Genomic DNA, 24,033 nt, shown 5'->3' with positions numbered 1-24,033 from the left:
GCCCTTCCTCTACCGAATCCGTTAGCAAGGGCACCTTCCTTACACCCATGAGGAGCCGGCATGGCCACCTCCGTCGACGATTCCCGGTGCTCAAGTCCGTCCCAGGTCGAACCGGGCGGTTGGGCATGAGCGTGCAGGAGGTGGTCGGGCGGTGGCTGCGGCTCGTGGTGGCGGACGCGGAGCTGTCGCCGTACCTCATCGGGGTCGACCTGGAGCGGCTCGGCGCGCACCTGGCAGCGGGCCTTGCCGGGGCCCTCGAAGGCCAGCCAAGAGAGGACCCGTGGCGCGGGTTCGGCCTGTCGGAGGAGCAGCACCGGCGCATCGTCGACTACCTGGCGGGGGTGCTCTGGGCGCTCGACGAGCCCGACGAGCGGATCGCCCGCGCCCGCCGGGCCTTTGCCGGCGAGGTGGGCGCGTGACCATCGTCGCCGCCTGGGAGGCAGCCGTCGAGCGGGGCGCCGACGACTTCTGGTGCACGCTGGAGGACCGCCGCCCCGGCCTGCTTCCCGAGCGGGACGCGCCGCTGCTCTTCGCCGCGCTCGGCCGCCTCACCGTCGGCGGCGACGACCCGGCCGGGCGGGCGGCGCTGCTGGCGGTGCTCGGCCGCGTGTACCGCCGGCATGGCCTGCTGCCGCACGCCGCCACCATCGGCGACGCGCTGCTCGCCGCCGTCGCCCGGCGCGCCCGCCCACTGTGGACGCCGCGGCTCGCCGACGCCTGGGAGCACGCCGGCCGCCGCGCCGACGAGGCCGTGCGCCGCGCCGCCGCCCGCGCCGAGGATGGCCCGGCCTGGTGCCCCGCCGAGGTGATCGGCCACGACCGGCCGTGCGACACGATCGCCATCCTGACCGTACGCCCCTGGCAGCGCCTGACCCACCGGCCCGGCCAGGCGGTCCCGGTCTGCACACCGCGCCGGCCCGGCCGCTGGCGCTGGCTCTCCCCGGCCAACGCCCCGCGCCCCGACGGCACCGTCGAGCTGCACGTCCGCGCCGTCGCCGCCGGGGCCGTCGCCCACCGCCTCGTCCACGACGTACGCCCCGGCGAGCTGCTCCACCTCGGCCCGCCGCGCGACGCCGGGCTGAGCCTGGACCCGTCCGCGCGGCGGGACCTGCTGCTCGTCGCCGGGGGTACCGGGCTGGCGCCGCTGCGCGCCCTGGTCGAGCAGGTCGCCGCCGCGCCCGATGGCCGGCGGGTGACCCTGGTCGTCGGCGCGCGCGCCTTCGCGGACCTGTACGACGCGACCGCCCTCGACAAGCTCCAGCAAGCCCACGACTGGCTGACCGTCGTGCCCGCCTTCAGCCATGATCCCGGCGCCGAGCCCGCCGAGCAGGGTGACGCCCTCACGATCGCCCTCGACCATCGCCGCCCCGACGACGACGTGTACGTCTGCGGCCCGCCCCCGATGCTTGCCGGCGCGCGGCTGCGGCTGCTCGCCGCCGGGGTGCCCGCCGACCGCATCCACCTGCCGGCGGAGCCGAGGCCCTGACGGCCGAGCTCCTGCGCGACCCTCCGACGCCGCCGCGTCGGAGTCGCGACGACCACCGGGGGAGCGAGTCGGCTGTCGATGGGTCCGAGTGATCCTGATTGGACGATGGCGATGCCGCCGGATCGGCCGGAAGGTTGGTGATCACTAGGATCGGCGCCGTGATGATCAAACGACGGCTTCCAGCGGTCCTCTTAGGACTGTTGGTGGCCTTCCCGACACTGGGCGTGCCTCCCGCCTACGCCGACGAGCACGAGACCGAACCCGTCGAGCCGCCCAAAGTGGAGCTGGTCCTCGACGTCAGCGGCTCGATGCGCGCCAAGGACATCGGCGGGCGTTCCCGTATCGCCGTGGCCCAGGAGGCGTTCAACGACGTCGTGGACGCGCTGCCCGAGACGACGGATCTCGGCATCCGCGTCCTCGGCGCCACCTACGGCGGGGACGACAAGAAGGTCGGCTGCCAGGACACCCAGCAACTCGTACCGGTCGGCCCCGTCGACCGGGTGAAGGCCAAGAACGCCATCGCCACCCTGCGCCCGACCGGCTTCACCCCCGTCGGGCTGGCCCTGCGCGAGGCGGCGAAGGACCTCGGCACCGGCGAAACCACCCGGCGCATCGTGCTCATCACCGACGGCGAGGACACCTGCGCGCCGCCGGACCCCTGCGAGGTGGCCCGCGAGCTGGCCGCCCAGGGCACCAAACTGGTGGTCGACACGCTCGGCCTCATCCCGGACGAGAAGGTACGCAAGCAGCTCGTCTGCATCGCCTCGGCGACCGGCGGGACCTACACCTCGGCGCAGAGCAAGGAAGACCTGACCCGGCGGATCAAGCAGATCGTGGAACGGGCCAAGGACACGCACACGAAGACGCCGGCGAAGGTGGCCGGCACCGACGTCTGCGCCAAGGCGCCCGTGCTCACCCCCGGTGTCTACACCGACCGGGAGCGCTTCGAGGAGCACCGGTGGTACCGGATCCCGGTCCAGCCGGGGCAGGAGCTGCGGGCCTCGGTGAGCATCGGCCTGGACCGGCCGTTGAACCGGGACTACGGCGTACTGCTGCGGGCCACCGCCACCGACGGGCGGGAACTGGTGCGGGGCAACGACGCCGGCAGCGGTCGTACCGACGTGCTGTCGACCGGCGTGCGCTGGTCGGCGGCGGACGACGAGGACGAGGAGGAGTCGGCGGACGACGACAAGGGCGGCGTCTTCACGGAGTCGACGGAGAAGGCTCCCGAGCCCACCGTCGTCTGCCTGGTGGTCAGCAACTCCTTCTCCGCGAAGGCGGGCGCCGGTGCGGCTCCGGGCATGCCGCTCGAACTGACCATCGACCTGGTCGACGCGTCGCCCGCCCCGAACAGTCCGGGTCTCGGCCGGGGCTGGGTGCTGCTGGGCGTACTCATGCTCGCGGGCCTGCTCAGTGGGCTGATCGTTGGTTGGCTGACCCGCTGGTGGGTAGCGGTCTGGAGGACCCGATGACGATGCGGAAGGCTCCGGCCCTGACCTCGGCCCGCCGGGCGGCGGCGCTGCTCGCCGCCACCGGCATCGCCATCGCGCTGCCGGCCGCCGCCAGCGCGGACACGCCCACCCCGTCGCCGGGGGCCGCCACCATCAACAAGGCCGGCACCTCGTTCCTCACCGCCGCCGGGATCAGCCCCGGCCAGCCGGTACGGGTCGGCGCCTCCGTGGGCGACTACCTGTACTGGTCGTTCACGGCCGCGGCGGGGGACACCCATCACGTGGCGGCCACCGTGTCGCTGCCCGCCGCGGCGAGCCGGAAGGGCGACTCCACCTGGACGGTCGAGGTCTTCGACGGGCTGCGCCGCCGGCAGGCGTGTGTGGCAGGGGCGCAGACCCCGGTGGCGTCGAAGAGCGCCGCCACCGTCGAACTCGACTGCGAGCTGCGCCAGGTGCGCTCGTGGGCCGAGCCGTGGTCGGGTGACCCGTTGCCGGGCACCTACTACGTCCGGCTGTCCGGCATCGAGTTGCCGGAGCAGGAGCTGGGCCTGCCGATCGAGGTGAGCCTGCTGGTCGGGGTGGAGTCCGACGGCGACACCGAGCCGGAGGGCGGCGACCTGAAGGAGCCCCTGGTCCCGGCGGTGAACCCGGGCAAGGTGCTCGCCGGCGATCCGGCCGCCAGCACTCCGGCCCCGGGGGCGGCCGGTGGCGAGGAGGACGGCTGGTTCGACTGGGTGCAATGGCCGAGCCTGTCGTCCCGCTGGTACTGGACCATCGGCGGTGGCATCCTGGCCGCCGTCGCAGGCGTGGTCGGCTTCGCCCTGACCCGCCCCCGCCAGCGCGTCGGCTGACCGATGACGGCAGGGCGGGCTTGACCGAACGGGCCATGCCCGCCCTGCCGTCAGCACGGACGCGTACGCCGACCCTCGCCTCCCGCGCTCAGCAGTGCCGGACCACGCGTCGGCGCCGGCGCCGGTAGCCTCCCCCGGATGCCGGACTCCACTCTCGACGGTCTGCTCGATCCCTTCACCGAACCGAAGCCGTTCACACCCGACACCGCGGCCCTTGCGCCCCTCGCGCCGGGGACACACGTCGTGCTCCTCGACGGCGACATCGTCTACGTGGGCGAGACGGGGCGGACCCTGCGGGAACGACTCCGCACCCACCTGCGGGGCAACCGGGGCTCGTCGGTGCTGCACAAGCAGGTCGGCGAGCTGCTCGACCGGGAACTCGGCCGGCAGGCGACCGCCGCCGAGGTCGCCGCGTGGCTCGGTCGGTGCGAGATCAGGTGGCGGGAGACGGGTGACCCGAAGGCGCTCAAGGAGGCCCTGCTCACCCTGGTCGCTCCCCGGTTCAACCGGCTGCTGCCCGGGCAGCGGGTCACGTCCACGGATGCCGTGAGCCGCTTCGAGCGGCTGGCCGACGGCCCGTACCTCGACTCGGTGGTGGCGGCCAACCGGGCCTACCTCGACGCGGTGGTGCCGGACGCGGCGGCCACCGAGCGGGACCACTGGGCGCTTTCCTGCCTGCCCGGCACCCGGACGGATCCGCCACGGCTGTCGGCGGTCTCCATGAAGACGATGGAGACGTTCGTGCTGCACGAGCCGACCGAACCGGGCGCCAACGCGCGGGCCGAGGGCTTCGTGGTCGTCCGGAAGTCGGTGCTCGACGGGCACTGGACGCCGGCAGGCTTCCGGGCGGCCCATCCCGGCCTCACCAGATAGCCGTCGGACTACGTCGACGCCGGGCCGGACCAGGAGGTCCTCGCCGGCGACGTCGAGGACCTGATCGCGGCGCTCGCGGACGAGCGCGTCGTCCTGGCCGCCCGTGCCCTCACCGAACCGCTGCTTCAGTCGCGGACCCTGCACGCGCGGGGCCACAACCAGCCGCTCGCCGACGCGGTGCTCGGCCGGCACGAGCAGACCGACTGGCTCTGCCCGGTGAACGCGGGCGACAGCTCGTCGGGGGAGGACGTCTGGGAGTACTTCCGCAGCGACGCGGTGGGCGACTGGCAGCTCTCCGCCGGCTATCACCAGATCGCCGCCGGAGACCGGATCTGGGCCTACGCCACCGAGCCACCCGCACGCCTCGTCGCGGCGGGAGTCGCCTGGGACGACCCTCGTCAGCGGGCGACGGAGGACGGGCTGGAATGGCGGGTCGCGGTCCGGTGGGACGCCGAGTTGACCCGGCGCCTCCTCGACAGCGAGGAGGACGTGCCCGTACTGCCGGCGGGTTCGGTGCGTGGCGTGCGGGAGATGAGCGCGACCGAGCTCGACCGCGTCGTCGACGCGCTGGAAGCGAGCGGGGTGCCGGAGCCCGAGGCCCTGCCGGAGGGGCGTCGCCGCCGGCTCGCGGAGGTCACCGCCCGCCAGGGGCAGGCCGACTTCCGGCGCAGGCTCATCGAGGCGTACGGGCGGCGCTGCGCGATCACCGGCTGCGACACCGAGGCCGCGCTCCAGGCCGCCCACATCGCGCCGTACGACGGGCCCGCCACGAACAGGGTCACCAACGGTCTGCTGCTCCGGGCCGACGTGCACAACCTCTTCGACCGTGGCCTGATCTGGGTCGACGAGCAGCTCCGCGTCCGGGTCAAGGCGGAGGCCGCGCACTACGCCGAATGGCACGGCCGGGAACTGCGTCCCCCGGCCCGTACGGCGGACCGCCCGGATCCCGGCGCGCTGCGTGCCCACCGCCGGGAGGTGGCCGGCATGCCGTGACACGTTCCGTCGACTCCGGGGCGGCCGGGTCGACGGATCAGGCTCCCGGCGGCTGGTACGCCACCTGCATCCCGAGCGCCTCGTCCACGTCCTCGGGGGTCAGCAGCGGGCTGACCCGGGTGTCCAGGCCGCCGGCCGCCCGGATGGTGACGGCCAGGGCGACGGCGGTCCGGTGGTCCGGCAGATCGCAGACGACGTAGGTGTCGTACTGGCCGAACCCGAAGTACAGCGCCTCCATCCGGCCACCGGAGTTCTCGATCAACGCTCGGATCACCTCGGCGCGTGTCGTGCCGCCGTCCTTCATCAACCCGTTGATCCCCTCGACCGTGTAGGTCGACGTGAGTAGGAACTTCGCCATCCGGGCGTCACCTCCGTATCCCGGCCGTGGGTACCCGACGTGCCGGCGACTAGTCCTGCCCGCCCCGCCATTGACGAGGGCGTGGAACAACCAGGGGGGTACGACGCCCCGAGCGCGCGCAACCCGGGTGGTAGGCGCATCGCCAACTCCGGCATGACGACCCGTGACCACGCCGGTACATACGCTGCCGGCTGTACTCGTCATGCGAGCGAAGGGATCCTCGATGAACGTCCGTCACCTGCTTGCCGCCACCAGTGCCTACACCATGAGCGCCGGCCGACTCGGGGCCATCGTCGCTGCTTCGCTGGGGCTGGCCGGCGTGATCGTCGGCGGGCTGGCTCTGGCCCGCCCCAGCGGTCGGTTCGGCACCGGCTCCGGCCGGCTCGGGGCCACCGTGGCGCTGGCCGCGGGGCTGATGGGCGTCGCCCTCGGCGGGCTGGTCGTGGCCACCTCCGACAGCGGTATCGGCACCGGAAACGGGCGGGGCGGGGCCTACGTGGCCCTGGTGCTGGGGCTGGTCGCCGTGGTCCTCGGTGGGCTGGCCCTGATGCGTTCCCGGCGCACCGCCTGATCGTGGACCGGCCAGGGGCGCCGGGTCGGTGCGGCGCCGCGGAGGTCGCCGTCAGGAGCGGGCGAGCCAGCCGGGAACGGTCAGGCCGGACTCGTACGCGAGGATCACCAACTGGGCCCGGTCCCGGACTCGGGTCTTGGTCATGATCCGGCTGACGTGCGTCTTCGCGGTGGCCGGGCTCAGCACCAGCCGCGCCGCGATCTCGTCGTTGGACAGGCCGGCGGCGACCAGCACCAGCACCTCACGCTCCCGCTCCGTCAGCGCGTTCAGCCGCGGCCCCGGATCCGGGTACGTGGCCCGGGCGGCGAACTCGGAGATCAGTCGGCGGGTGATCGACGGCGCGATGAGCGCGTCACCGCGCGCCACCACCCGCACGCCGTGGATGAGCTCTGCGGGCTCGGTGTCCTTGACCAGGAAACCGCTCGCGCCGGCCCGCAGCGCGCCGTAGACGTACTCGTCCAGGTCGAACGTGGTCAGGATGATCACGCGGACGTCGGAGCTCGTGGCGATCTCCCGGGTGGCGGCCAGGCCGTCCAGCCGGGGCATCCGGATGTCCATGAGGACGACGTCCGGCCGCAGCTGCCGGGCGAGCCGCACCGCCTCGGCACCGTCGGCGGCCTCGCCGACCACCTCGATGCCGTCCTCACCGCCCAGGATGGACCCGAACCCGGCGCGCACCAGGGTCTGGTCGTCGGCGAGCAGCACCCGGATCACGCCACGTCCCCCGGACCCGGTCGGGGCGCGGGCGGGCCCGCCGGCACCGGGACGGGCGGTATCGGCAGGCGGGCGCGTACCCGGAAGCCGCCGTCCACGCCCGGGCCCGTGGTCAGCGAGCCGCCCAGTGCCCGGGCCCGCTCGCCCATGCCCAGGATCCCGTTGCCGGGTTGGCCCGCCGTGCCGGCGCCGTCGTCCTCGACCTCCAGCAGCACGTCGTCGCGGTCCGGTCGGACCCGGATCACCACGGCGGTCGCACCGGCGTGCCGGGTCACGTTGGTAAGCGCCTCCTGGACGATCCGGTACGCCGCCAGGTCGACCTCCGGCGGCAGCGCGCGAGTCTCGGCCAGCTCGGTGCGGATCTCCAACCCGGACCGCCCGGCCGTCGTGACCAGCTCGTACAGGCGGTCGAGGCCGGGTGCGGGACCGCTCGGCGCCGCATCCTCCCGCCGCAGGATGCCGAGCGTCGTGCGCAACTCCCGCAGCGTCTCCTTGCTCGTCTGTTTGATCGCGGCGAGCGCCTGCGCGGACCGGTCGGGATCCGGGCGGTGCAGCGCGGCGCTGGCCTGCACGTTGATCAGCGAGAGATGGTGACCGAGCACGTCGTGCAGCTCACGGGCGATGCGCAGCCGCTCCTCGGTGGCCCGTCGCCGGGCCTCCTCCTCCTTGCCCTGCTCCGCGGCCAGCACCCGGGCCTGCGCCTCGGCGAGGTAGGCCCGGCGGTTGCGGGTCACGCCCACGATGACCGCGACGAGCCAACCGGCGTGCAGCAGCGTCGCCCCGTTCACACTCTCGGCCGTCCGGTTGTAGCTGTCCGCGACGGCGAAGGCGACCACCGAGGCGAGACCGAGCCCGACGGCGACCCCGAGATGCCCCTCGTCGACGACGGTGTAGAGCGCCACGACGAACACCAGCATGATCGGCCCGGGCCGGTGCAGCAGCGCGCCGTACGCGCCGACGGCAGCCAGCGCCACCACGCCCACCGCCACCGGATGGCGGCGGCGGAGGTAGAGCGCGCCGGAGGACGCCAGCACCGCCAACAGCGCCGCCCGTTCGGCGCCGGTGTCGATGCCGGACGCCTGCACCACCAGGCCGACGACGGCCACGAGGCCGACCACCGGCGCCAGGGCCGCCTTCGCCGCCAGGCCGTGCCATCGCGACGTCCACATGCGTCGAAGCCTAGTGCCGGACGCCGTACGGCTCACTTGCGCCAGGCGGGGGCCATCCGCTCGGACATCTCGTGCCAGAACGTGCGCAGGTCCCTGCGGTTGACCGCCTGCCAGTCGGCCCGCGCGCCCGGCCGGAACCAGTGCCCGACGAGGTCGATCTGGTGGGCGCAGAAGACCTCCTCCATCTGGTACGGCAGCTCGTCGCCCTTCGGCGGCAGCGGGCACAGCCGGAACGGGCAGTCGTCGACGCAGGTGGAGCCGGGCTGGACGTCGTGGGCCTGGCGGCGGCTGAGGGTGACCCGCATGGCGGTGCGGTCGATGGTGAGGCACGGCGGCAGCTCGGGCCGGCTGGCCCGGGTGAGCCGGCGGGCCCGTTCGGTGCTGTCCCGGCCCCGGTCGGCGAGGTTGAGCAGCAGCATCACGTCGGCCAGCAGTCGTTGCGCCCGTGGTTCCAGGACGGCCCAGCCGTGCGAGGCGGGCAGCCAGGAGTCCTGGAGCCGGCGGATGCCGGGCTGTGGGCTGACCGTCCCCACCCGACCGACTATCTCCCGCTCGTCGATCCAGCAGCGTCGTTCGGGGTGCCGGTCGACGAGCGACTCGACGCACAGGTCCGCGACCTTGCGGACGAGCGGGTGGTCGGTGCCGCTGTGGTGGTGCGGGGCGTGATCGCCGCCGCCGGCGATCGAGGTCCAGAAGTCGACCAGTCCGCGCGGGTCCGATCCGTGGCCCCGCTCGCGCAGCGTCTCGCCGGGATCGCGGGGCAGTGCCAGCAGGGTCAGCGCCTGGATGAGCACCAGGTGCGAGTACCAGAACCGGGAGTACCGCAGCGCCTTCTCGGCCTCCTCGATCAGCAGGCTGCGGTGCGCCGGGTAGACCCGGCAGTTCGCCGCGAGGCGGAACCCCTGGGCGAGCGTGAGCTCGTGGACGCGGGCCCCGTCGGTGGCGTTGGTGGCCAGCCGGTGCACCCAGCGTTGCAGGGCCCGGTGGGCCTCGTGCCGCCAGTTGGGTTCGCCGGGTTCGTGCTCGTCGTCCGCGTAGAGGAACAGCGACGGTGTCATCCAGGTCCGTATCTCGTCGAGGCGCTCCCGGCCCGGTGACTCGTCCGCTCGCGGCGGGTCGGAGAGCCGGCCGCGCAGCGCGCGGACAGCCGCGTTGCCGCCGGCGGCGATCTCCCGGGCCGCGGCCAGCCGGGGAAGATAGGAACCCTCGTCGGCCATCATCAGGAACAGTTGGTCGTACTGCGGGGCGGGTCGCCGCGACCGGAGCCCGGTGGGATCGGGGGGCCGCTCCGCGAGCTGCCGGGCGGCGTCGCCGTACCGGTGCACGAGGGCGATCTTGGCGTCTTCGAGCGGGCGGTCGGTGACGGACCCGTCGCCCTGGTAGTGACACCAGGCGCGGTGGATGGTGTCGGCCAGCCGTCGGTGCGAGGTGTGCCCGGTGGCGGCGTCCATCTCCAGCGCGGCCGCGAACATCTCCAGCGCCCGGGTGCGGTTCGGGGTGCGCGCCGCCTCGGTGCAGAGCCGCCGCACGAGGTCGATCGACGTCTTCCGGGTGGCGGTCGCGTCCCGGCTCTCCGCCGGCAGGCCCACCCTGCGCCGTACGGCGTCGCCGAGGCGGGGCAGGTTCCCGGGCCGGACGGTCCGCTGGCGTCGCCCGTCCAGTTGCGCGAACGCGCCCGCACTGCGGGTGTGCAGGGTGAGGGCGGCCAGCAGCTCCCGCCCCGGGCCGTGGTGGTGGGCGAAGGCGCGGTCGAGGAAGCCGGGGTCGCGCATGGCGGCGGTGAGGAAGCGCGCGCCGAGGTACGCCTGGATCACCCCGTGCTGGAAACGCACCCCCTCCTGCCGCTTCACCACGATGTTCAGCGCGTCCCCGGTGGTCTCGGCCAGCCCGACGTCCTGGGCGTTGCCGGCGTCGAGCTTGCGCAGCCGGTTGCGCAGCTCGGTCAGGATCCACCGCCGGCCGGCGTCGGTGGCGCCGTCGCCGCCGGTGAGTTCTGTCGTCCGTACCGACAGTCGGTTGTCGCGCAGTCCGATGCAGGCGAGGGCGGAGAGCACCTCGATCGCGTCGGACCGTTCGACCTGCGGCAGGCCGTAGTCCTCGTACAGGTCGCCGGCGACGGTGGCGGCGCACCACTCCTCCAGCAGGCACCAGCGCAGCGCCACCCGGCCCGGGCCCACCGGCTCGACGCGGTCCAGCCGGTCGACCTCGTGGAGCTGCCCGATGACCCGCAGGTAGAACGGCGAGTCCGCGACGTCGGCGGCCTTGACCAGTTCGGTGATGCGCTCCCACCGGTGGCCCGTCTCCGAGCGGCGGCTGCGGGCCTGCACGTATTCGAGGGCGGGACCCTGGGCGAGCGGCTCCAGTTGCAGCAGCAGCGCGTCCAGCCCGCGCAGCGGGTCGTCGGGCCGCGAGGTGACCACCAGGGGAAGCCGCTCGCGGACGGCGGCCCGGACGGCGTCCCGCAGCACGCTGTCCCGGTCGGCGGGCTGGGCGGCGTCGGCGAGGCTCTCCTCCAGCCCGTCGGCGAGCACCACGAGGCGGTTCTCCAGCCAGAGCCTCCGCCAGATCCGGTCGGCCTCGCCCGAGGCGCGCAGCCGGGTGTCGATGGTGCGTCCGAACTGTTCGACGGCGAGCTCGCGGAAGTTCAGCTTCTCCGGGTCGGTGACCGACCGCAGGTCGACCCCGACCGGTACGACGTCGGCGGCCATCAGCATCTCCGCGAGGCGTGCCAGGGTGGCCGTCTTGCCGGTGCCGATGCCGCCCACCAGCAGCAGTGGGCGCCGGGTCGCCCGGTCGCGCAGTCGCTGGATCAGCAGCTCGCACAGCTCGTCGCGGCCGACGACGTCAGCCGGGTCGAGGCCCCGTTCGACGCTGGGCAGCACCATCCGGCTGTTGCGCCGCACGTTGCGCCGGTACCAGCGGCGGACCGGGACGTAGCGCCAGTAGTAGAAGAACGCGACGCCAAGCGCCGCGGCCATCAGGGGCTTGACGAAGCCCTGCACCTGCCCGCAGTAGTACGCCCTCGGCTGGTCTCCCTCGCACCACCGGGTCACCCGCAGGAAGTGCGGCTCGGTGCCGAGGACCGTCAGGACCAGGGAGAGCAGGGTCCAGCCCAGCAACGTCCAGGCGACGGCGACGATGCTCCACCGCAGCCAGCGGCGGTAGCGCCACCTGACCCGGTTGCTGGCCCGCTCGTCGGTCCGCCGGCGGCTGTCCCGCTCCGTACGGCGTTCGCGTCGGGTGCGCCACCGGCGCCGGCGCTGGCGTAGCCACAGTTGGGCCGCCCAGACCGGACCACGTTTCGGCCCGCGCACGGACACCCCCATGGTCGACATGGCCGGTTACCGGACGGAGGCGTCCCCGCCCTCACGTTCACGCTAGAGGGGTTCGCGCTGGTAGGGGCCCGGTTTCGGCGTTCCGTCGCGGCCCGCCGCGCCCGCCCCGCACCTCCAGCTCCGACACCCCGGCCGTCGAGGGGCTGGCCGTCCCGCGGGGCCTGACCGGGGCACGGCGTCACCGCTCGACGGTGGGGCAGGCGTAGTGTCCCGGTGATCGGTGGGAGGGGGAATCAATGCGCTCCGGGCTGGAGGTGCCGCCGGCGGTCGAGGCGGAGCGGGTCATCGCCGCCGTACTGGCCGACCTGCGCTCCGGCGACCATCGCGGCGTGGTGGTCGACTCGCCGCCGGGGGCCGGCAAGTCGACCCTGGTGGTGCGCGCCGCCGTCGAGCTGGCCGCCGCCGGCGAACCGCTGATCATCATCGCGCAGACCAACGAGCAGGTCGACGACCTCATCGACCGCCTGGCGCGCAAGGCGCCCGAGCTGCGCATCGGGCGGCTCTCCGCCGCCGACTACCGGCCGTCCGAGCGGGTCAGGGGCCACGAGACGGTCCGGGTCGCCGCGAAGGTCGCCGACCTCGGCGGTCCGGCCGTCATCATCGGTACGGCCGCCAAGTGGGCCACGGTCGCCGAGGGCTCCTGGCCGTGGGCGATCGTCGACGAGGCGTACCAGATGCGTTCGGACGCCCTGCTGCGCGTGGCCGGGCGGTTCGAGCGGGCGCTGTTCGTCGGCGATCCCGGTCAGCTCGACCCGTTCTCGACGGTGGAGACGGGCCGCTGGACGGGCCTGACCTGGGATCCGATGCAGTCGGCGGTGGCCGTGCTGCTGCGGCACAACCCGGAGCTGCCGGTGCACCGGCTGCCGGTGTCGTGGCGGCTGCCCGCCTCGGCGGCCCCGGTGGTCGCGGCGGCGTTCTACCCGTTCACCGGGTTCCGCGCCGGCACCGGCCCGGCCGACCGGGCGTTGCGCCTCGGCGAGCCCGGGGCGGGCGACGCCCTGGACCGGACGGTGGACCTGGCGGCGGCCACCGGCTGGGCGCTGCACGAGCTGCCGGCGCGGCAGACCCTGCGTACCGATGCGGAGGCCGCCTCGGCCTGCGCGGCCCTGGCGCTGCGGGTGCTTGAGCGGGGAGCGGTCGCCGTCTCCGAGCACGCGCCGGCGGGCGCGCCGGTCACCGCCGACCGGATCGCCGTCGGGGCTGCCCACCGCGACCAGGCCGCCGCCATCCGCGCGCACCTGGGGCCGGCGGGGGCCGGCATCACCGTCGACACCGCCAACCGGCTCCAGGGCCGGGAGTACGACGTGACGATCGTGCTGCACCCGCTGTCGGGGCGGCGCGATGCCACCGCGTTCCACCTGGAGTCGGGGCGGCTCTGCGTGTTGACGTCGCGGCACCGTCAGGCGTGCATCGTGGTGGCGCGCGCCGGGATCGGGGAGCTGCTGGACGCCCACCCGTCGACGGAGACCGTGCACCTCGACGTGCCGGTCAAGTTCCCGGACGGCTGGGAGGCGAACCAGACGATCCTCGCCCTGCTCGCCGGCACGACGGTGGCCGGCTGACCCGGCCCCCGCCGCCGGCCGGTTCCGCCCGCCGGACGGAACCGTCCGCCCCCTCTCGCCGGATGGTGATGGCTGCCCTAACATCCATCAACATCAAATCCGGCTCCGGAGGGAACTTCCCCTATGACGGGTCTACTCGCCCGCGTCCTCGCCTCGGCCCGCCTGGCTCTCGCCGGCGTCGGCGCCGTGCTGCTCGCCATGGTGGGCGCCATCGCTGTCGTGGCCGCACCGGCCCAGGCCGCGGGCCCACGGCCGAACTTCCAGATGCCGTTCCCCTGCGGTGAGACCTGGCGGATGGCCACCTACTACGGGCATGACGACTACGACATCGACATGACCTTCACCGGCGGGGCCAGCAACGGCCGGCCGATCCTCGCCTCGTACGCCGGCACCGTCACGTTCGCCGGCTGGACCAGCGGCGGCGGCTGGTACGTGGTGATCGACCACGGCGGCGGCTGGCGGACCAGCTACGCGCACATGATCGAGTCGCCGCCGGTGCGCGCCGGGCAGTGGGTGTCGACCGGCCAGCAGATCGGCCGGGTCGGCAGCACCGGGAACTCGACCGGCCCGCACCTGCACTACGAGCAGACGCGCGACGGCGTCAAGTCCGAGGCGTACTTCAACGGCGTGCCCTCCGGCATCACCTCCGACGGCAGCCCGAACACCGGGCCGCTCTACGTCTCCGGCCCCGTCTCGTCGGCCCGGAACATGACCAGCCGGAACTGCGGGCAGGTCAGCTCCAACCGCCAGGTGTACGAGTCCGGCAGCCACAGCGGCTGGCAGATGCTGCCGGTCAACAGCATCACCGGCTCGACCACCGCGTCGATGGTCATGGGCACGAACAAGCTGCTCTACACGGTCAACGACGGCCGGGTGTACGAGGCGGCCAGCGACACGGGCTGGCGCAACCTGTGGACCGGCATCTCGGGCGTCAGCAACAACGCGCTCGCCGTGATCCACGTCGACGGCGTCAAGTACATCTACACCGTGATCGGGGGCATGGTCCACGAGGCGGCGAGCAACAACGGCTGGCGCAACCTGAACACCGGCATCTCGGGGGTCAGCTCGAACGCGTTGGCCGCGATCAGTCACAACGGCGTGAAGATCATCTACACGGTGGCCGGGGGCATGGTCCACGAGGCGTCCAGCGACATGGGGTGGCGCAACCTGAACTCCGGCATTTCCGGGGTCAGCCCGAACGCGTTGGCCGCGATCAGTCACAACGGTGTGAAGATCGTCTACACGGTGGCTGGCGGTACGGTCCACGAGGCGGCCAGCAACAGCGGGTGGCGCAACCTGAACTCCGGCATCTCCGGGGTCAGCCCCGACGCGCTGGCGGCGATGGACGTCAACGGCGTCAAGCACGTCTACACCGTGGCCGGGGGCATGATCCACGAGGCGGCGAGCAACACCGGCTGGCGCAACCTCAACTCCGGCGTCCGCGGCACCACCGTCTCGGCGACGAGCCTCAACGGGGTGAAGATCCTCTACACCGCCTGACGGCGACCGGACCGTGTCGGGGGCACCGCCCGCCGACCGCCCGCCCGCCGGTGATCAGAGAAGCCGGCGGGCGTGGCGGCCCGGGCGAGGGCGATCAGTCGATTACCCGACGTAGTCAGCTTGGGGATAATGCCTGGTCACGTGACTACATAGCGTGAGCGCGTCAATCGCAGCGCCTCGTCACGGTCGCCCCCCGACATCTGCGGGAGGTCACCGCCGAGGCGACAGACAGGAGAGTCCCCATGTCAGCTCAGGCAGCCGCCCCCCGGCTCCGACCCCACGCGTTCACCCTCATCCTCGGCGTCGCCGTGGCGGCCGGGGTGGTCGTCCCCGCCGCTCCCGCCTCGGCCGCCGTCCCCGGCCTCGTGCGCATCGCCGCGACGAGCGCCAGCGACTCGACCGACTTCCGCAGCGTCACGGCGACCTGCCCGGTGGGCAAGGTGCTCACCGGGACGGGCTACGAACTCAACGGGGCGACCGGCGAGGCGGTGGTCGACGACCTGCGCCCCAACGGCGGCCCGGCCACCGCGCCGACCGCCGTCACCGTCGGGGCGTACGAGGCGGAGGCGTTCGCGGGCAACTGGTCCCTCACCGCGTACGCCATCTGCGCCAACCCTGTCGCCGGTCTGGTGCGGGTCTTGGCGACGACCGCCAGCGACTCGAACGACTTCCGCAGCGTCACGGCCGCCTGCCCGGCGGGCAAGGTGCTGATCGGGACGGGCTACGAGCTCAACGGCGTCATGGGCGAGGGCGTCGTCGACGACTTCCGACCCAACGGCGGCCCGGCCGCCGCGCCGACCTCGGTCTTCGTGGGCGCGTACGAGGCCGACGCCTTCGCCGGCAACTGGTCCGCGACGGCGTACGCGATCTGCGCCAACCCCCTCGCCGGCCTGGCCCGCATCGCCGCGGTGAGCCCCAGTGACTCGAACGACTTCCACAGCGTCGCCGCGGCCTGCCCGATCGGGAAGGTGCTGACCGGAGCCGGCTACGCGCTCGACGGCGTCATGGGCGAGGGCGTCGTCGACGACTTCCGCCCCAACGGCGGCCCGGCCGCCGCGCCGGCCACCGTCACCTCCGGCGCGTACGAGGAGGACGTGTTCACCGGCAACTGGACCAACACCGCGTACGCCATCTGCGCGACGGCGTAGTCACCGGTGCCGGCCAGTGGTGCCGCCCCGACCCGGGGGTGGTGTCACCGGCCGGCGTACGTCAGGCGAACGTGTCACCGAACTCGCGTACCCCGTCGACGTCGAGGGTGATCCGGCTGTTGTCGGTCCACTGGCCGGTGGCGGTGCGCCAGCTCGGGTCGTCGCGTTCGTCGATGTCGGTCCACCCGGGCCGGTGGTGGCGCAGCTGGATCGGCCCGGACGATGCGCCCGGGGCGAGGACGCCCCCGGTGAAGGTCAGCTCCACCCAGCCGGGGACCGGCGTGCCCGGCAGCGGGTACCGGGTCGGCGTCGGGGTGGGCGTCGGTGTCGGCGGGCCGCCGGGCGGCAGGGGCGGCGGGAAGAACGTCATGCTGCGGCGGATCCGGTCGCAGCCCAGCGCCGCCCAGTCGCAGTTCGGCACCAGCGAGGTGTCGCCGCCCTCGAAGGTCAGGTGGTAGCGCACCCGCACGGCGGTGAGGTCGAGCGGCCCGGTTCCGGTGTTGGTGACCTTCAGGACGTGCTGGATCTGGTTGTCCGTCGGCGACCAGTCGAGGTTGAGGTAACTGACCTTGGCCCGCCCGTACGCCGTGCGGACACCGGTGACGGGGGAGGGGTCGGAGTAGCCGCCGAGGGTGTAGGCGCTGACGACGAGCCGGTACTCGCTGCCCGGCGCCAGGTTGGTCAGCGTCAGGGTGGTGGCGGTGGTGCTGCCGAGGCTCCGGTAGACGTACGGGCCCAGCCGCGCCCGCACCTCGTACGTGATCGGTTCCTCGCCGGCCGGCTCGCCCGCCCAGGTCGAGGGCGTCCAGGAGAGGGTGAGGCGGTGGGGCTCGTCGACCACGACGACGGGGCTGCCGGGTGTGGTGAGCGCCGGGGCGTCGTCCGCCCGCGCGGCGCCGACGGCGAACGGGCTCAGCAGCGCGGCGAGGACGGCGGCGAGGGTGATGCGACGGGCACGCATGGTGACGATGCTACGAGTGCCGATGGATGCTTATCAATCGTTAGGTGGCCGTCCGGTCGGTGGGGGCGCAGTGCACAGTGCGCGGGAATGCGCCGCCGTCGATCACCGGTTTTCATGTCGGTTCACCGATAGAGCGACGTCTCCTTTGATCTACGTCTGTGGATAGCGTGTCGTGGCAAAGGCCGTCCATGAAAGGCGGGCCATGAACGAATCCCATTCCCCACTTTCCCGGCGCCGGATCCTGCTCGGCGCCGCCGCGGCCTCGGCGGCCACCGTCGCCGGAGCCAGCGCCGCACACGCCGCGCCACCCGCGGGGGCAGCGCCCCCGGCAGGACCGGCCCGGCGTCCCGTCGCCCGGGACCGGATCGCCACCGCCCGGCTCGCCGGCGGACCGGCCCGCCTCCAGGCGGACTTCCACGAACGCCTCGACGCCTGGCTGGCCTTCTGGTCGGCCAACTCGCCCCGGATCTGGAGCACCCCGACGGAGGTCGAGGGCCAGGCCGGCGGCGACGGCGACGCGTTCACGCTGCACGCCATCCGGGTCATCCGTGACGACGAGACGCGGGACGCCTTCGCCGCCGGGCGCTCGGACGCCGCACACCTGGCCACCCTCGCCAGCCTGCACCACCACTTCCCGTCGGTACGCGTCGAGGCGGGTGGTGCGCTGCGGGTGGCCGACGGCCCCGCCGGCTGGACCGGCTCGGCCGGACAGGTCGCGTTCGCGACCACCGCCTGCCGGGAGTTGTGGGGGCTGCGCGCCGCCGACGCGACCGACTGGCGCGAGCACCTGAGCCGGGCCGGGCACGGGGGCGACCCCACCTCCCGCTCCGGCTGGGCGGCATTCACCAGGGCGAGTCTGCGGCGCGGGCTGCGGACCGATTCGTACTGACCATCGGAGGTAGGACATGGCACGCAGCGAGTTCCGTTTCGTCGTCGACGGCGTCGACCTGACCGTCGAACAGCAGAGCCTGATCGCGAGCGAGATCCAGAAGGCGGGCCTCAACGCCCTCACCACCGCCGGCAAGAGGCTGACCAACCCGCTCGCCGTCGGGCACGCCAACATCAAGCTCCGCCCCGAGTGGTACGGCCTGTGGGTCATCGACGGCCCGTTCGCCGAGGAACTGGGCCAGAAGATCAACGACATCGGCTTCTGGATGCAGCGGTGACGGACACCGCCCACCGGCCGGACCCGCCGGAGCGGATGTGCCCGAGCACCCCCGCGGCCAACGCCACGGTGTTCCTCGGCATGATCACTCCGGCGGGGCGGGTCGCCTACGTGACGCCCCCGCTCCCCGCCGAGGTCGCCCTCGCCCAGGCCGGCACGGACACCCCGGTCGAGTCCCGGTACCGGTTGGCCGGCCCGTGCGTCACGTCGAAGTGCGGCTTCTGGACCGGCGCGCACTGCGGCCTCGGCGAACGGGTGGCGGCGTCCTTCCAGGAGGTCGCCGGTCCGGCGGAGGAAGACCTGCCGCGCTGCGCGATCCGCCGGACCTGCCGGTGGTACGCGGAGCAGGGCCGGGCCGCCTGCGCCGCCTGCTCCCACGTGGTCACCGACGCCCGCTGAGCACCCGACCGCCCGCCTGCTCGTGGGCGACCGCCCGCCGGGCGGACCCGCGCACACGGGCCGGGCGGCGGCGTCGCCCCGCGTAAAGGGCTCGCGATGTCCCACCGTTCCGCTACGGTCTGGGCGTCATGGATCCGCGGTACGACGGGGACGTCATCGGGCGGGAGCATCCCGCAGGTCTGCTGCGCGCCGAGATCGACCGGGTGACCACCAGCCACGGCGGTCTGGTCCTCGTCGCCGGGGAGCCCGGCATCGGCAAGACGACGCTGGTCACGGCGGCGGCCGGCGAGGCCCGCCGACGAGGCGCGCTGGTGCTCGGCGCGGCCTGCTGGGATTCCGACAGCGCCCCCGGCTACTGGCCCTGGGTGCAGGTGTTGCGCGGCCTGCGCCGCTCGACCGACGACTGGGCGTTGGCCCGGGAGTCGGCCGAGCCGGCCCTGGCGGCGCTGCTCGGCGAGGCGGCCGGCGGCACCGCCGGGGAGTCGGCGGACGGCGAGGCGGCCGGCCGTCGGAGCGGTGACGACCGCGTCGACCAGGAGGAGTTCGCGCTGCACGACGCGGTGACCACCGCGCTGGTCGCGGTGTCCCAGCGCCGGCCGGTCGTGGTCGTGCTCGACGACCTGCACTGGGCCGATCCCGCCTCGATGCGGCTGCTGCGCTTCGCCGCCCAGCACACCTGGTTCGAGCGGCTGCTGCTCATCGGCACCTACCGCGACGCCGAGGTCGAGTCACCCGAGCACCCGCTGTGCGGGCTGCTGATGCCGCTGGTGGCGAAGGCGACCACACTCACCCTCACCGGCCTGTCCCGCGACGAGGTGGCCGCGCTGATGACCCGGACGGCCGGCCGGGCACCCAACGCCGACCTCCTCGACGAGGTGCACCGGCGCACCGGCGGCAACCCGTTCTTCGTGGAGCAGACCGCCCGGATCTGGCGTGCCGACGGCCGGATCGGCACGATCCCCCCGGGCGTACGGGAGGCGGTGCGAGGGCGTCTCGCCCAGTTGCCGGCGGCGGTCGTCGAAGCGCTCACCGCCGCCGCCGTGCTGGGCCGGGAGTTCCACCGTCCGGTCCTCGCCGCCTGCACGGGCACACCGGCGGCGCAGGCCGACCGGCTGCTCGACCGGGCGGTGACCGCCCGGCTCGTGGTGTCCCGTGGCGGCGGCCGGTTCGCATTCGTCCACGACCTCGTGCGGGAGACCCTCTACGACGCGCTGCCCGACGACGACCGGCGCTCCCGGCACGCGGCGGTCGTCCGGGCCGTCGACGGCGCGCCGGCGCTCGCCGAGCGGCTGATCCCCGCCGACCTGGCCCGGCACGCCCACCTCGCCGGCGCCCACCTCGACCCGTCCCGCGCCGCCGAGCTGCTGGTCGCCGCGGCCCGCGCCGCGGTCGGCCGGCTGGCCATCGACGAGTCGGTGGTCCACTTCCGCCGGGCGCTCGACGTCGCCGACGACCCGGCCCGACGCGTGAAGATCATGATCGAGCTGGGAGAGCTGCTGCACCACTCGGGCGCGGGCGACGAGGCCCGGCGGCTGCTCGCCGAGGCCACCACGCTGGCCGTGGCGGCCGACGATCCGGTGGTGCTGGCCCGGGTCGCCCTCGTCGTCCACCGCCGCCACACCGACGGCCCCGGGCGGCTCGCCGATCCGGAGGACGTGCTGCGGGAGGCGTACCGGCGGTTGATCGGCGGGTCCGCGGGCGCCGTGCCGGTCGGCACGATGGTCACCGACCTGATCGCCGCCACGGAGTCCCTGGCCCGGCGGGGGCACGACGACGAGGCGCTCACCTTCAGCCTGTGGGCCCGCCACGACACCACCTGGGGGCTGGGCTCGGCCCGCGACCGGGCCGCGATCACCGCCGAGATCCGGGACGTGGCGCGCCGCGGTGGCGACCAGGAGACGACGCGCTGGGCGACCGCGCTGCGCTGGGTCGCCCTGCTGGAGCTGGGCGACCCCCGCTACCAGGACGAACTCGCCACCTTCGTCGCCGGTGCCCGCCAGGGCGACGCCCGGCACCGGGCGGCCGCCACGATGGACGACGCCATCATCGCGGCCTTCCGTGGCGACTTCGCCCGGTCCGACGAACTGGTCGGCGAGCTGACCGCCCTCACCGAGTGGGACCACTCCGACTTCGCCTTCATGGGCCACCACCTGCGCTGGTCGCGCCTGCACCTGCAGGGCCGGGCCGACGAGGTCGACGCCCTGCTCGACGAGCTGTCCTCGACCGGCTACCCCCATCCGGAACTCGTCCGGGGCATCACCGCGGCCGAGCGCGGCGACGTCGAGACGGCCCAACGGGTGGTCGCCGGCATCGAGTCCGCCGGCACGACGTACCCGGGATCGGTGTCGCCCCTGTGGCTGCGGCTGCGCGCCGGGCTCGCCGCCGTCAGTCGCGACCCCCGGCGCTGCGCCGAGGCCCGCGACGCGCTGCGACCGCACCGCGGGCAGTGGATGTCGGCGTTGTTCGGCTGCGACCTCAGCGGCCCCGTCGACCACTGGCTGGCCCTCGTCGACGCCGCGCAGGAACGCTGGGACGACGCGGTGACCGGCTTCTCCGCCGCGCGCGACTCCGCCGACCGGCTGGGCGCCCGCCCGTGGTCGGTCCTGGCCCGCGCCGCGCTGGCCGACGCGCTGACCGGGCGGGACCGCCCTGGCGACGCGGCGTCCGCCGCCGCGCTGCGCGCCACCACCGCCCGCGACGCCGACGACCTCGGCATGCACTCGACGGCCCGCCGCCTGGCCGGCGCGCCGTCCACAGGGGCCGAGGCGTTGCCCGCCGGCCGGCCGGGGGTCGTCGCCGCGGTCGTCGGTCCGCGCCCGGCGTCGACCGTCGCTCCGGCCGCCGGCCCAGCTCCGGCCCGGGCCGTCATGGCCGGGCCGCCCGGCGCGCCGACGGTGGGGACCGGGGCGCCCGCCACGCCGGCGGTCGCCGCCGGGCCGCACCCGTCCGCCGCGGGACGGCAGGCCGGCCAGGCGTACGGGTTCCGCCGCGACGGGCCCGTCTGGCAGCTTGCCTACGCCGGCGTGGTGGTGCACCTGCCCGACGCGAAGGGGCTACGCGACCTGCACGTGCTGCTCAGCCGGCCGGGCGTCGACGTCCCGGCGGTCGAGTTGCTCGACCCGGCCGCCGGGCCGGAACTCGTCGCGGCCCGCCGGATGGGCGGCGACCCGGTCCTCGACGACGAGGCCAAGGCCCGCTACCGGCGGCACCTGGAACGGCTCGACGACGAGATCGACCGGGCCGCCGAACGCGGCGACGAGCGGAGGTTGGCCGACCTCGACGCCGAGCGCGGCGCCCTGCTCGCCGAGCTGCGCGCCGCCGCCGGGCTGGCCGGCCGCAGCCGACGCCTGGGCGACGAGGCCGAGCGGGCCCGCAAGACGGTCACCGCCCGCATCCGGGACGCGCTGCGCAAGCTCGACCAGCGCCACCCGGGCCTCGCCGCCCACCTGCGCGACACCGTCTCCACGGGTAGCACCTGCCGCTACCTCCCGCCCGAGCCGCTGCCCTGGCGCCTCTAGCCCCCGGGCACCGGTCGCGCGTCGTCGGCGAGGGCCGGTAAACCCCGCAGCCCTCCGCGGTGTCTTGCTGACTGAGAGACCCAGGAGGGTAGATGCGAGATCCGCATGGCACGGAGTTCGACGACTTCGTCCGTACGAGGTCGGTGGCGCTGTTGCGGGTGGCCTACCTGCTGGTCGGCGATCGGCACGCGGCCGAGGACCTGCTCCAGGAGGTGCTGGAGCAGATGTACGTGCGTTGGCGCCGGGTGCGGGAGTCACCGGAGGCGTACGCCCGGCGGGCCCTGGTGAACCGGTCGATCAACCGGTGGCGGCGACGGACCCGGCGGCCGGAGCAGGCACTGGGTGACAACGACGGGGTCGCCCGGGACCACGCCGACGACATCGCGCTGCGCCAGGCGGTCGTCGCGGCGCTGCGTACCCTGCCGCCCCGGCAGCGCGCCGCCGTGGTGCTCCGCTACCTGGAGGACCTGTCGGTCGCCGACGTCGCCGGGGCGCTGCGCTGCTCCGAGGGCACCGTGAAGAGCCACGCCTCCCGGGGCCTCGCCCACCTTCGGGAGGCGCTGGCCGGATCAAGTCTCGTCCTGTCCGTCCCGACCGATACCAGGAGTGCGCGATGACCATCGAAGAGCGCGAGGTGCGGGGCGTCCTGCGCCGGGTGACCGACGACCTCGTCGGCCCGCCGACCCTGCTCGACGACGTGCGACGGGGTGGGCGTCGCCGGTTGCGGCGACGTCGCGCCGTCCTGGCCGCCGTGTGCGCGGTCGTGGTGGCGGTGCCCGTCGGCGGTGCGCTCCACCTCGCGGACGGCGGGGCCGCGGCGGAGGTCGCCTCGCCGCTGTTCGACAAACCCACCCGCGGCGATCTGGCCGGCGACGGCGCGTACCTGCGGCAGGTTCGTGAGGCGTGGCGGCAGCAGGCGAGGCAACTCGGAGGCGACTTCAGGGGCGATCCGCACGTGGTCTGGGCGGGGAACACGCCGGCCGGGCCCGCCGCCTACGTCGCGCAGCGGACCGTCGACAACCCGGTCGTGTCCTGGCCGGACAGCGCCCGCGAGATCGGCCTGGCCGCGTTCGTCGAGCCCACCGCCGCAGGGCCGCGGGTCATGACGCCCGAGAACCTCGTCGACGCCAGTACCCATGGCAGCTGGCAGGCAGCGCTGCTCGGATCGCGACGCGACGTGCTGGTCGTGCTCGACACCGGACACGCGGTCGAGTTCTCGCCGACGTTCCGGTACGCGGCCGACGGCCGGATCGAGCGCACCTTCCAGCGGGTGGCGTTCCGGGACGGGGCCGCAGTGCTGTTGGTGCCGCCGCAGCGCGACAGGGTGACCGTCGCCCTGGCCAGGAAGCCGGTCAGTGCGACGACCGCCGTCCACATCGCCAACGCGAACGAAATCCTCCTTCCCGACCGGCAGGCCAGTCCGCAGCGGTCGGTCACCTACACGCTGCCCGGCGCGGAACGGGTGTGGGGCGACAGCCCCGCCGCGCAGGTCGGCAGGAACGTCTACGAGACGGAAGCGCTCGCCGCCTACGTCGATCCCGGCGGCACGCACCGGGAAGGGGAAGCTCCCCACTTGGTCGTCTACGGGGCGACCCCCGACGGCCGGCAGCTGCTGCTCGAGAGCCACCAGTACTACGGCGATCCCACCCGCGCGATCGCCCTGCTCGCCCACGCCGGCGCGCCCTTCCAGCCGGTGGCCAGCGGATTCATCGACTGGAACGCGCCGCTGCCGGTGCGGCTACGGCTGCCCGACGGGCAGGGTGTCCTCGTCGCCGCCGAGGGCGCGGCGCTGAGCTACCGGGTCGGCGCGGGGGAGTGGCACGACGCCGGGCGCGGCGCGGCGCTGCTACCCGCCGACGCCACCGAGGTACGCGTCACCGCCGCCGCCGGCGGCACGGCGACCACCGTCCGGGTCGACTCCTAGCCGGCCACCGAACGACGACGGGCACCACCACCTCCGAGGCGGTGCCCGTCGTCGG

21 protein-coding genes are annotated in these 24,033 nt (G+C 74.2%); 16 read left to right on the top strand and 5 right to left on the bottom strand.

Annotation, left to right across the window (positions count from 1 at the left end; all coding sequences use genetic code 11):
- The first annotated feature begins 125 nt into the window (after positions 1 to 125).
- From ACLQ20_RS00830 to ACLQ20_RS00805, 6 genes are all read left to right on the top strand, one after another.
- Positions 126 to 419 (top strand): hypothetical protein, encoded by a 294-nt coding sequence (locus tag ACLQ20_RS00830; RefSeq protein WP_425853894.1) that lies wholly within the window; start codon positions 126 to 128, stop codon positions 417 to 419.
- A complete protein-coding gene (locus tag ACLQ20_RS00825; RefSeq protein WP_425853893.1) occupies positions 416 to 1,486 on the top strand; it encodes an FAD-binding oxidoreductase in 1,071 nt (356 codons plus the stop codon). The genes ACLQ20_RS00830 and ACLQ20_RS00825 overlap by 4 nt, the downstream gene beginning before the upstream one ends.
- A 161-nt stretch (positions 1,487 to 1,647) precedes the next feature.
- On the top strand, positions 1,648 to 2,958 hold the full coding sequence (locus tag ACLQ20_RS00820) for a VWA domain-containing protein (RefSeq protein ID WP_425854229.1): 1,311 nt from the start codon (positions 1,648 to 1,650) through the stop codon (positions 2,956 to 2,958).
- Complete coding sequence (locus ACLQ20_RS00815; RefSeq protein WP_425853892.1) at positions 2,955 to 3,788, top strand: peptidase; 834 nt, start codon at positions 2,955 to 2,957, stop codon at positions 3,786 to 3,788. Before ACLQ20_RS00820 ends, ACLQ20_RS00815 begins: the two co-directional genes overlap by 4 nt.
- Before the next feature lie 138 nt (positions 3,789 to 3,926).
- Entirely contained in the window at positions 3,927 to 4,661 is a 735-nt protein-coding gene (locus ACLQ20_RS00810; protein WP_425853891.1) for a hypothetical protein, read from the top strand.
- Positions 4,662 to 4,838: 177 nt separating this feature from the next.
- The gene (locus ACLQ20_RS00805; protein ID WP_425853890.1) at positions 4,839 to 5,654 is read left to right on the top strand and encodes an HNH endonuclease; all 816 of its coding nucleotides are present in this window, start codon (positions 4,839 to 4,841) and stop codon (positions 5,652 to 5,654) included.
- A 37-nt stretch (positions 5,655 to 5,691) separates the two neighbouring features.
- Here ACLQ20_RS00805 and ACLQ20_RS00800 read toward each other — a convergent pair whose 3' ends face one another.
- A complete protein-coding gene (locus ACLQ20_RS00800; protein WP_358115759.1) occupies positions 5,692 to 6,012 on the bottom strand; it encodes a GYD domain-containing protein in 321 nt (106 codons plus the stop codon).
- A 223-nt stretch (positions 6,013 to 6,235) separates the two neighbouring features.
- On the opposite strand from ACLQ20_RS00800, the gene ACLQ20_RS00795 reads away from it, so the two are divergent.
- Positions 6,236 to 6,583, top strand: coding sequence for a DUF6223 family protein (locus ACLQ20_RS00795; protein ID WP_425853889.1), 348 nt, complete (start codon positions 6,236 to 6,238; stop codon positions 6,581 to 6,583).
- Positions 6,584 to 6,634: 51 nt separating this feature from the next.
- Here ACLQ20_RS00795 and ACLQ20_RS00790 read toward each other — a convergent pair whose 3' ends face one another.
- Genes ACLQ20_RS00790 through ACLQ20_RS00780 form a run of 3 tightly spaced genes read right to left on the bottom strand, consistent with a single transcriptional unit; the run spans position 6,635 to position 11,801 of the window.
- A complete protein-coding gene (locus ACLQ20_RS00790; protein ID WP_358115765.1) occupies positions 6,635 to 7,297 on the bottom strand; it encodes a response regulator transcription factor in 663 nt (220 codons plus the stop codon).
- A complete protein-coding gene (locus ACLQ20_RS00785) occupies positions 7,294 to 8,466 on the bottom strand; it encodes a sensor histidine kinase (protein ID WP_425853888.1) in 1,173 nt (390 codons plus the stop codon). The genes ACLQ20_RS00790 and ACLQ20_RS00785 overlap by 4 nt, the downstream gene beginning before the upstream one ends.
- A gap of 32 nt (positions 8,467 to 8,498) precedes the next feature.
- Positions 8,499 to 11,801, bottom strand: coding sequence for an NACHT domain-containing protein (locus tag ACLQ20_RS00780; RefSeq protein WP_425853887.1), 3,303 nt, complete (start codon positions 11,799 to 11,801; stop codon positions 8,499 to 8,501).
- A 236-nt stretch (positions 11,802 to 12,037) separates the two neighbouring features.
- Between ACLQ20_RS00780 and ACLQ20_RS00775 the strand changes: the two genes are divergently transcribed.
- The 3 genes from ACLQ20_RS00775 to ACLQ20_RS00765 all read left to right on the top strand — a co-directional run bounded on the left by ACLQ20_RS00775 (position 12,038) and on the right by ACLQ20_RS00765 (position 16,011).
- Positions 12,038 to 13,363 (top strand): AAA family ATPase, encoded by a 1,326-nt coding sequence (locus ACLQ20_RS00775; RefSeq protein WP_151454244.1) that lies wholly within the window; start codon positions 12,038 to 12,040, stop codon positions 13,361 to 13,363.
- 123 nt (positions 13,364 to 13,486) lie between these two features.
- The gene (locus ACLQ20_RS00770) at positions 13,487 to 14,863 is read left to right on the top strand and encodes a M23 family metallopeptidase (protein ID WP_327030607.1); all 1,377 of its coding nucleotides are present in this window, start codon (positions 13,487 to 13,489) and stop codon (positions 14,861 to 14,863) included.
- Positions 14,864 to 15,105: 242 nt separating this feature from the next.
- A complete protein-coding gene (locus ACLQ20_RS00765) occupies positions 15,106 to 16,011 on the top strand; it encodes a hypothetical protein (RefSeq protein ID WP_425853886.1) in 906 nt (301 codons plus the stop codon).
- Positions 16,012 to 16,072: 61 nt separating this feature from the next.
- Here the strand turns inward: ACLQ20_RS00765 and ACLQ20_RS00760 are convergent, their stop codons facing one another.
- Positions 16,073 to 16,972, bottom strand: a complete 900-nt coding sequence (locus tag ACLQ20_RS00760; protein ID WP_425853885.1) for a cellulose binding domain-containing protein — start codon at positions 16,970 to 16,972, stop codon at positions 16,073 to 16,075.
- A gap of 202 nt (positions 16,973 to 17,174) precedes the next feature.
- Here ACLQ20_RS00760 and ACLQ20_RS00755 point away from each other — a divergent pair, with 202 nt between their 5' ends.
- The 6 genes from ACLQ20_RS00755 (at position 17,175) to ACLQ20_RS00730 (ending at position 23,978) form a co-directional block, all read left to right on the top strand.
- Positions 17,175 to 17,861, top strand: coding sequence for a hypothetical protein (locus tag ACLQ20_RS00755; protein ID WP_425853884.1), 687 nt, complete (start codon positions 17,175 to 17,177; stop codon positions 17,859 to 17,861).
- 16 nt (positions 17,862 to 17,877) lie between these two features.
- On the top strand, positions 17,878 to 18,138 hold the full coding sequence (locus ACLQ20_RS00750) for a hypothetical protein (RefSeq protein WP_151454240.1): 261 nt from the start codon (positions 17,878 to 17,880) through the stop codon (positions 18,136 to 18,138).
- On the top strand, positions 18,135 to 18,536 hold the full coding sequence (locus tag ACLQ20_RS00745) for a hypothetical protein (RefSeq protein WP_425853883.1): 402 nt from the start codon (positions 18,135 to 18,137) through the stop codon (positions 18,534 to 18,536). The genes ACLQ20_RS00750 and ACLQ20_RS00745 overlap by 4 nt, the downstream gene beginning before the upstream one ends.
- 128 nt (positions 18,537 to 18,664) lie before the next feature.
- Positions 18,665 to 22,054 carry an ATP-binding protein gene (locus ACLQ20_RS00740; RefSeq protein WP_425853882.1) on the top strand — a complete coding sequence of 1,130 codons (3,390 nt, stop codon included), beginning with the start codon at positions 18,665 to 18,667 and terminating at the stop codon, positions 22,052 to 22,054.
- Between the two features lie 92 nt (positions 22,055 to 22,146).
- Positions 22,147 to 22,671 (top strand): SigE family RNA polymerase sigma factor, encoded by a 525-nt coding sequence (locus ACLQ20_RS00735; RefSeq protein ID WP_425853881.1) that lies wholly within the window; start codon positions 22,147 to 22,149, stop codon positions 22,669 to 22,671.
- Positions 22,668 to 23,978: a hypothetical protein gene (locus ACLQ20_RS00730; protein ID WP_425853880.1), complete on the top strand. Its 1,311-nt coding sequence runs from the start codon at positions 22,668 to 22,670 to the stop codon at positions 23,976 to 23,978. The genes ACLQ20_RS00735 and ACLQ20_RS00730 overlap by 4 nt, the downstream gene beginning before the upstream one ends.
- Positions 23,979 to 24,033: the final 55 nt, after the last annotated feature.

This window comes from Micromonospora sp. DT46 (assembly GCF_049841735.1).
Classification (GTDB): Bacteria; Actinomycetota; Actinomycetes; order Mycobacteriales; family Micromonosporaceae; genus Micromonospora; species Micromonospora reichwaldensis.
The sequence above is the reverse complement of the archived record's forward strand: the minus strand, read 5'-3'. Positions and strand labels throughout refer to the sequence as shown.

Bases quoted from the DNA above. Each gene is read 5' to 3' on its own strand.
- ACLQ20_RS00775 (WP_151454244.1), top strand. From the start codon at position 12,038: ATGCGCTCCGGGCTGGAGGTGCCGCCGGCGGTCGAGGCGGAGCGGGTC.
- ACLQ20_RS00750 (WP_151454240.1), top strand. From the start codon at position 17,878: ATGGCACGCAGCGAGTTCCGTTTCGTCGTCGACGGCGTCGACCTGACC.
- ACLQ20_RS00795 (WP_425853889.1), top strand. From the start codon at position 6,236: ATGAACGTCCGTCACCTGCTTGCCGCCACCAGTGCCTACACCATGAGC.
- ACLQ20_RS00830 (WP_425853894.1), top strand. From the start codon at position 126: ATGAGCGTGCAGGAGGTGGTCGGGCGGTGGCTGCGGCTCGTGGTGGCG.
- ACLQ20_RS00800 (WP_358115759.1), bottom strand. From the start codon at position 6,012: ATGGCGAAGTTCCTACTCACGTCGACCTACACGGTCGAGGGGATCAAC.
- ACLQ20_RS00820 (WP_425854229.1), top strand. From the start codon at position 1,648: ATGATCAAACGACGGCTTCCAGCGGTCCTCTTAGGACTGTTGGTGGCC.
- ACLQ20_RS00735 (WP_425853881.1), top strand. From the start codon at position 22,147: ATGCGAGATCCGCATGGCACGGAGTTCGACGACTTCGTCCGTACGAGG.
- ACLQ20_RS00785 (WP_425853888.1), bottom strand. From the start codon at position 8,466: ATGTGGACGTCGCGATGGCACGGCCTGGCGGCGAAGGCGGCCCTGGCG.
- ACLQ20_RS00765 (WP_425853886.1), top strand. From the start codon at position 15,106: ATGTCAGCTCAGGCAGCCGCCCCCCGGCTCCGACCCCACGCGTTCACC.
- ACLQ20_RS00740 (WP_425853882.1), top strand. From the start codon at position 18,665: ATGGATCCGCGGTACGACGGGGACGTCATCGGGCGGGAGCATCCCGCA.
- ACLQ20_RS00770 (WP_327030607.1), top strand. From the start codon at position 13,487: ATGACGGGTCTACTCGCCCGCGTCCTCGCCTCGGCCCGCCTGGCTCTC.
- ACLQ20_RS00755 (WP_425853884.1), top strand. From the start codon at position 17,175: ATGAACGAATCCCATTCCCCACTTTCCCGGCGCCGGATCCTGCTCGGC.
- ACLQ20_RS00730 (WP_425853880.1), top strand. From the start codon at position 22,668: ATGACCATCGAAGAGCGCGAGGTGCGGGGCGTCCTGCGCCGGGTGACC.
- ACLQ20_RS00810 (WP_425853891.1), top strand. From the start codon at position 3,927: ATGCCGGACTCCACTCTCGACGGTCTGCTCGATCCCTTCACCGAACCG.
- ACLQ20_RS00780 (WP_425853887.1), bottom strand. From the start codon at position 11,801: ATGTCGACCATGGGGGTGTCCGTGCGCGGGCCGAAACGTGGTCCGGTC.
- ACLQ20_RS00760 (WP_425853885.1), bottom strand. From the start codon at position 16,972: ATGCGTGCCCGTCGCATCACCCTCGCCGCCGTCCTCGCCGCGCTGCTG.
- ACLQ20_RS00815 (WP_425853892.1), top strand. From the start codon at position 2,955: ATGACGATGCGGAAGGCTCCGGCCCTGACCTCGGCCCGCCGGGCGGCG.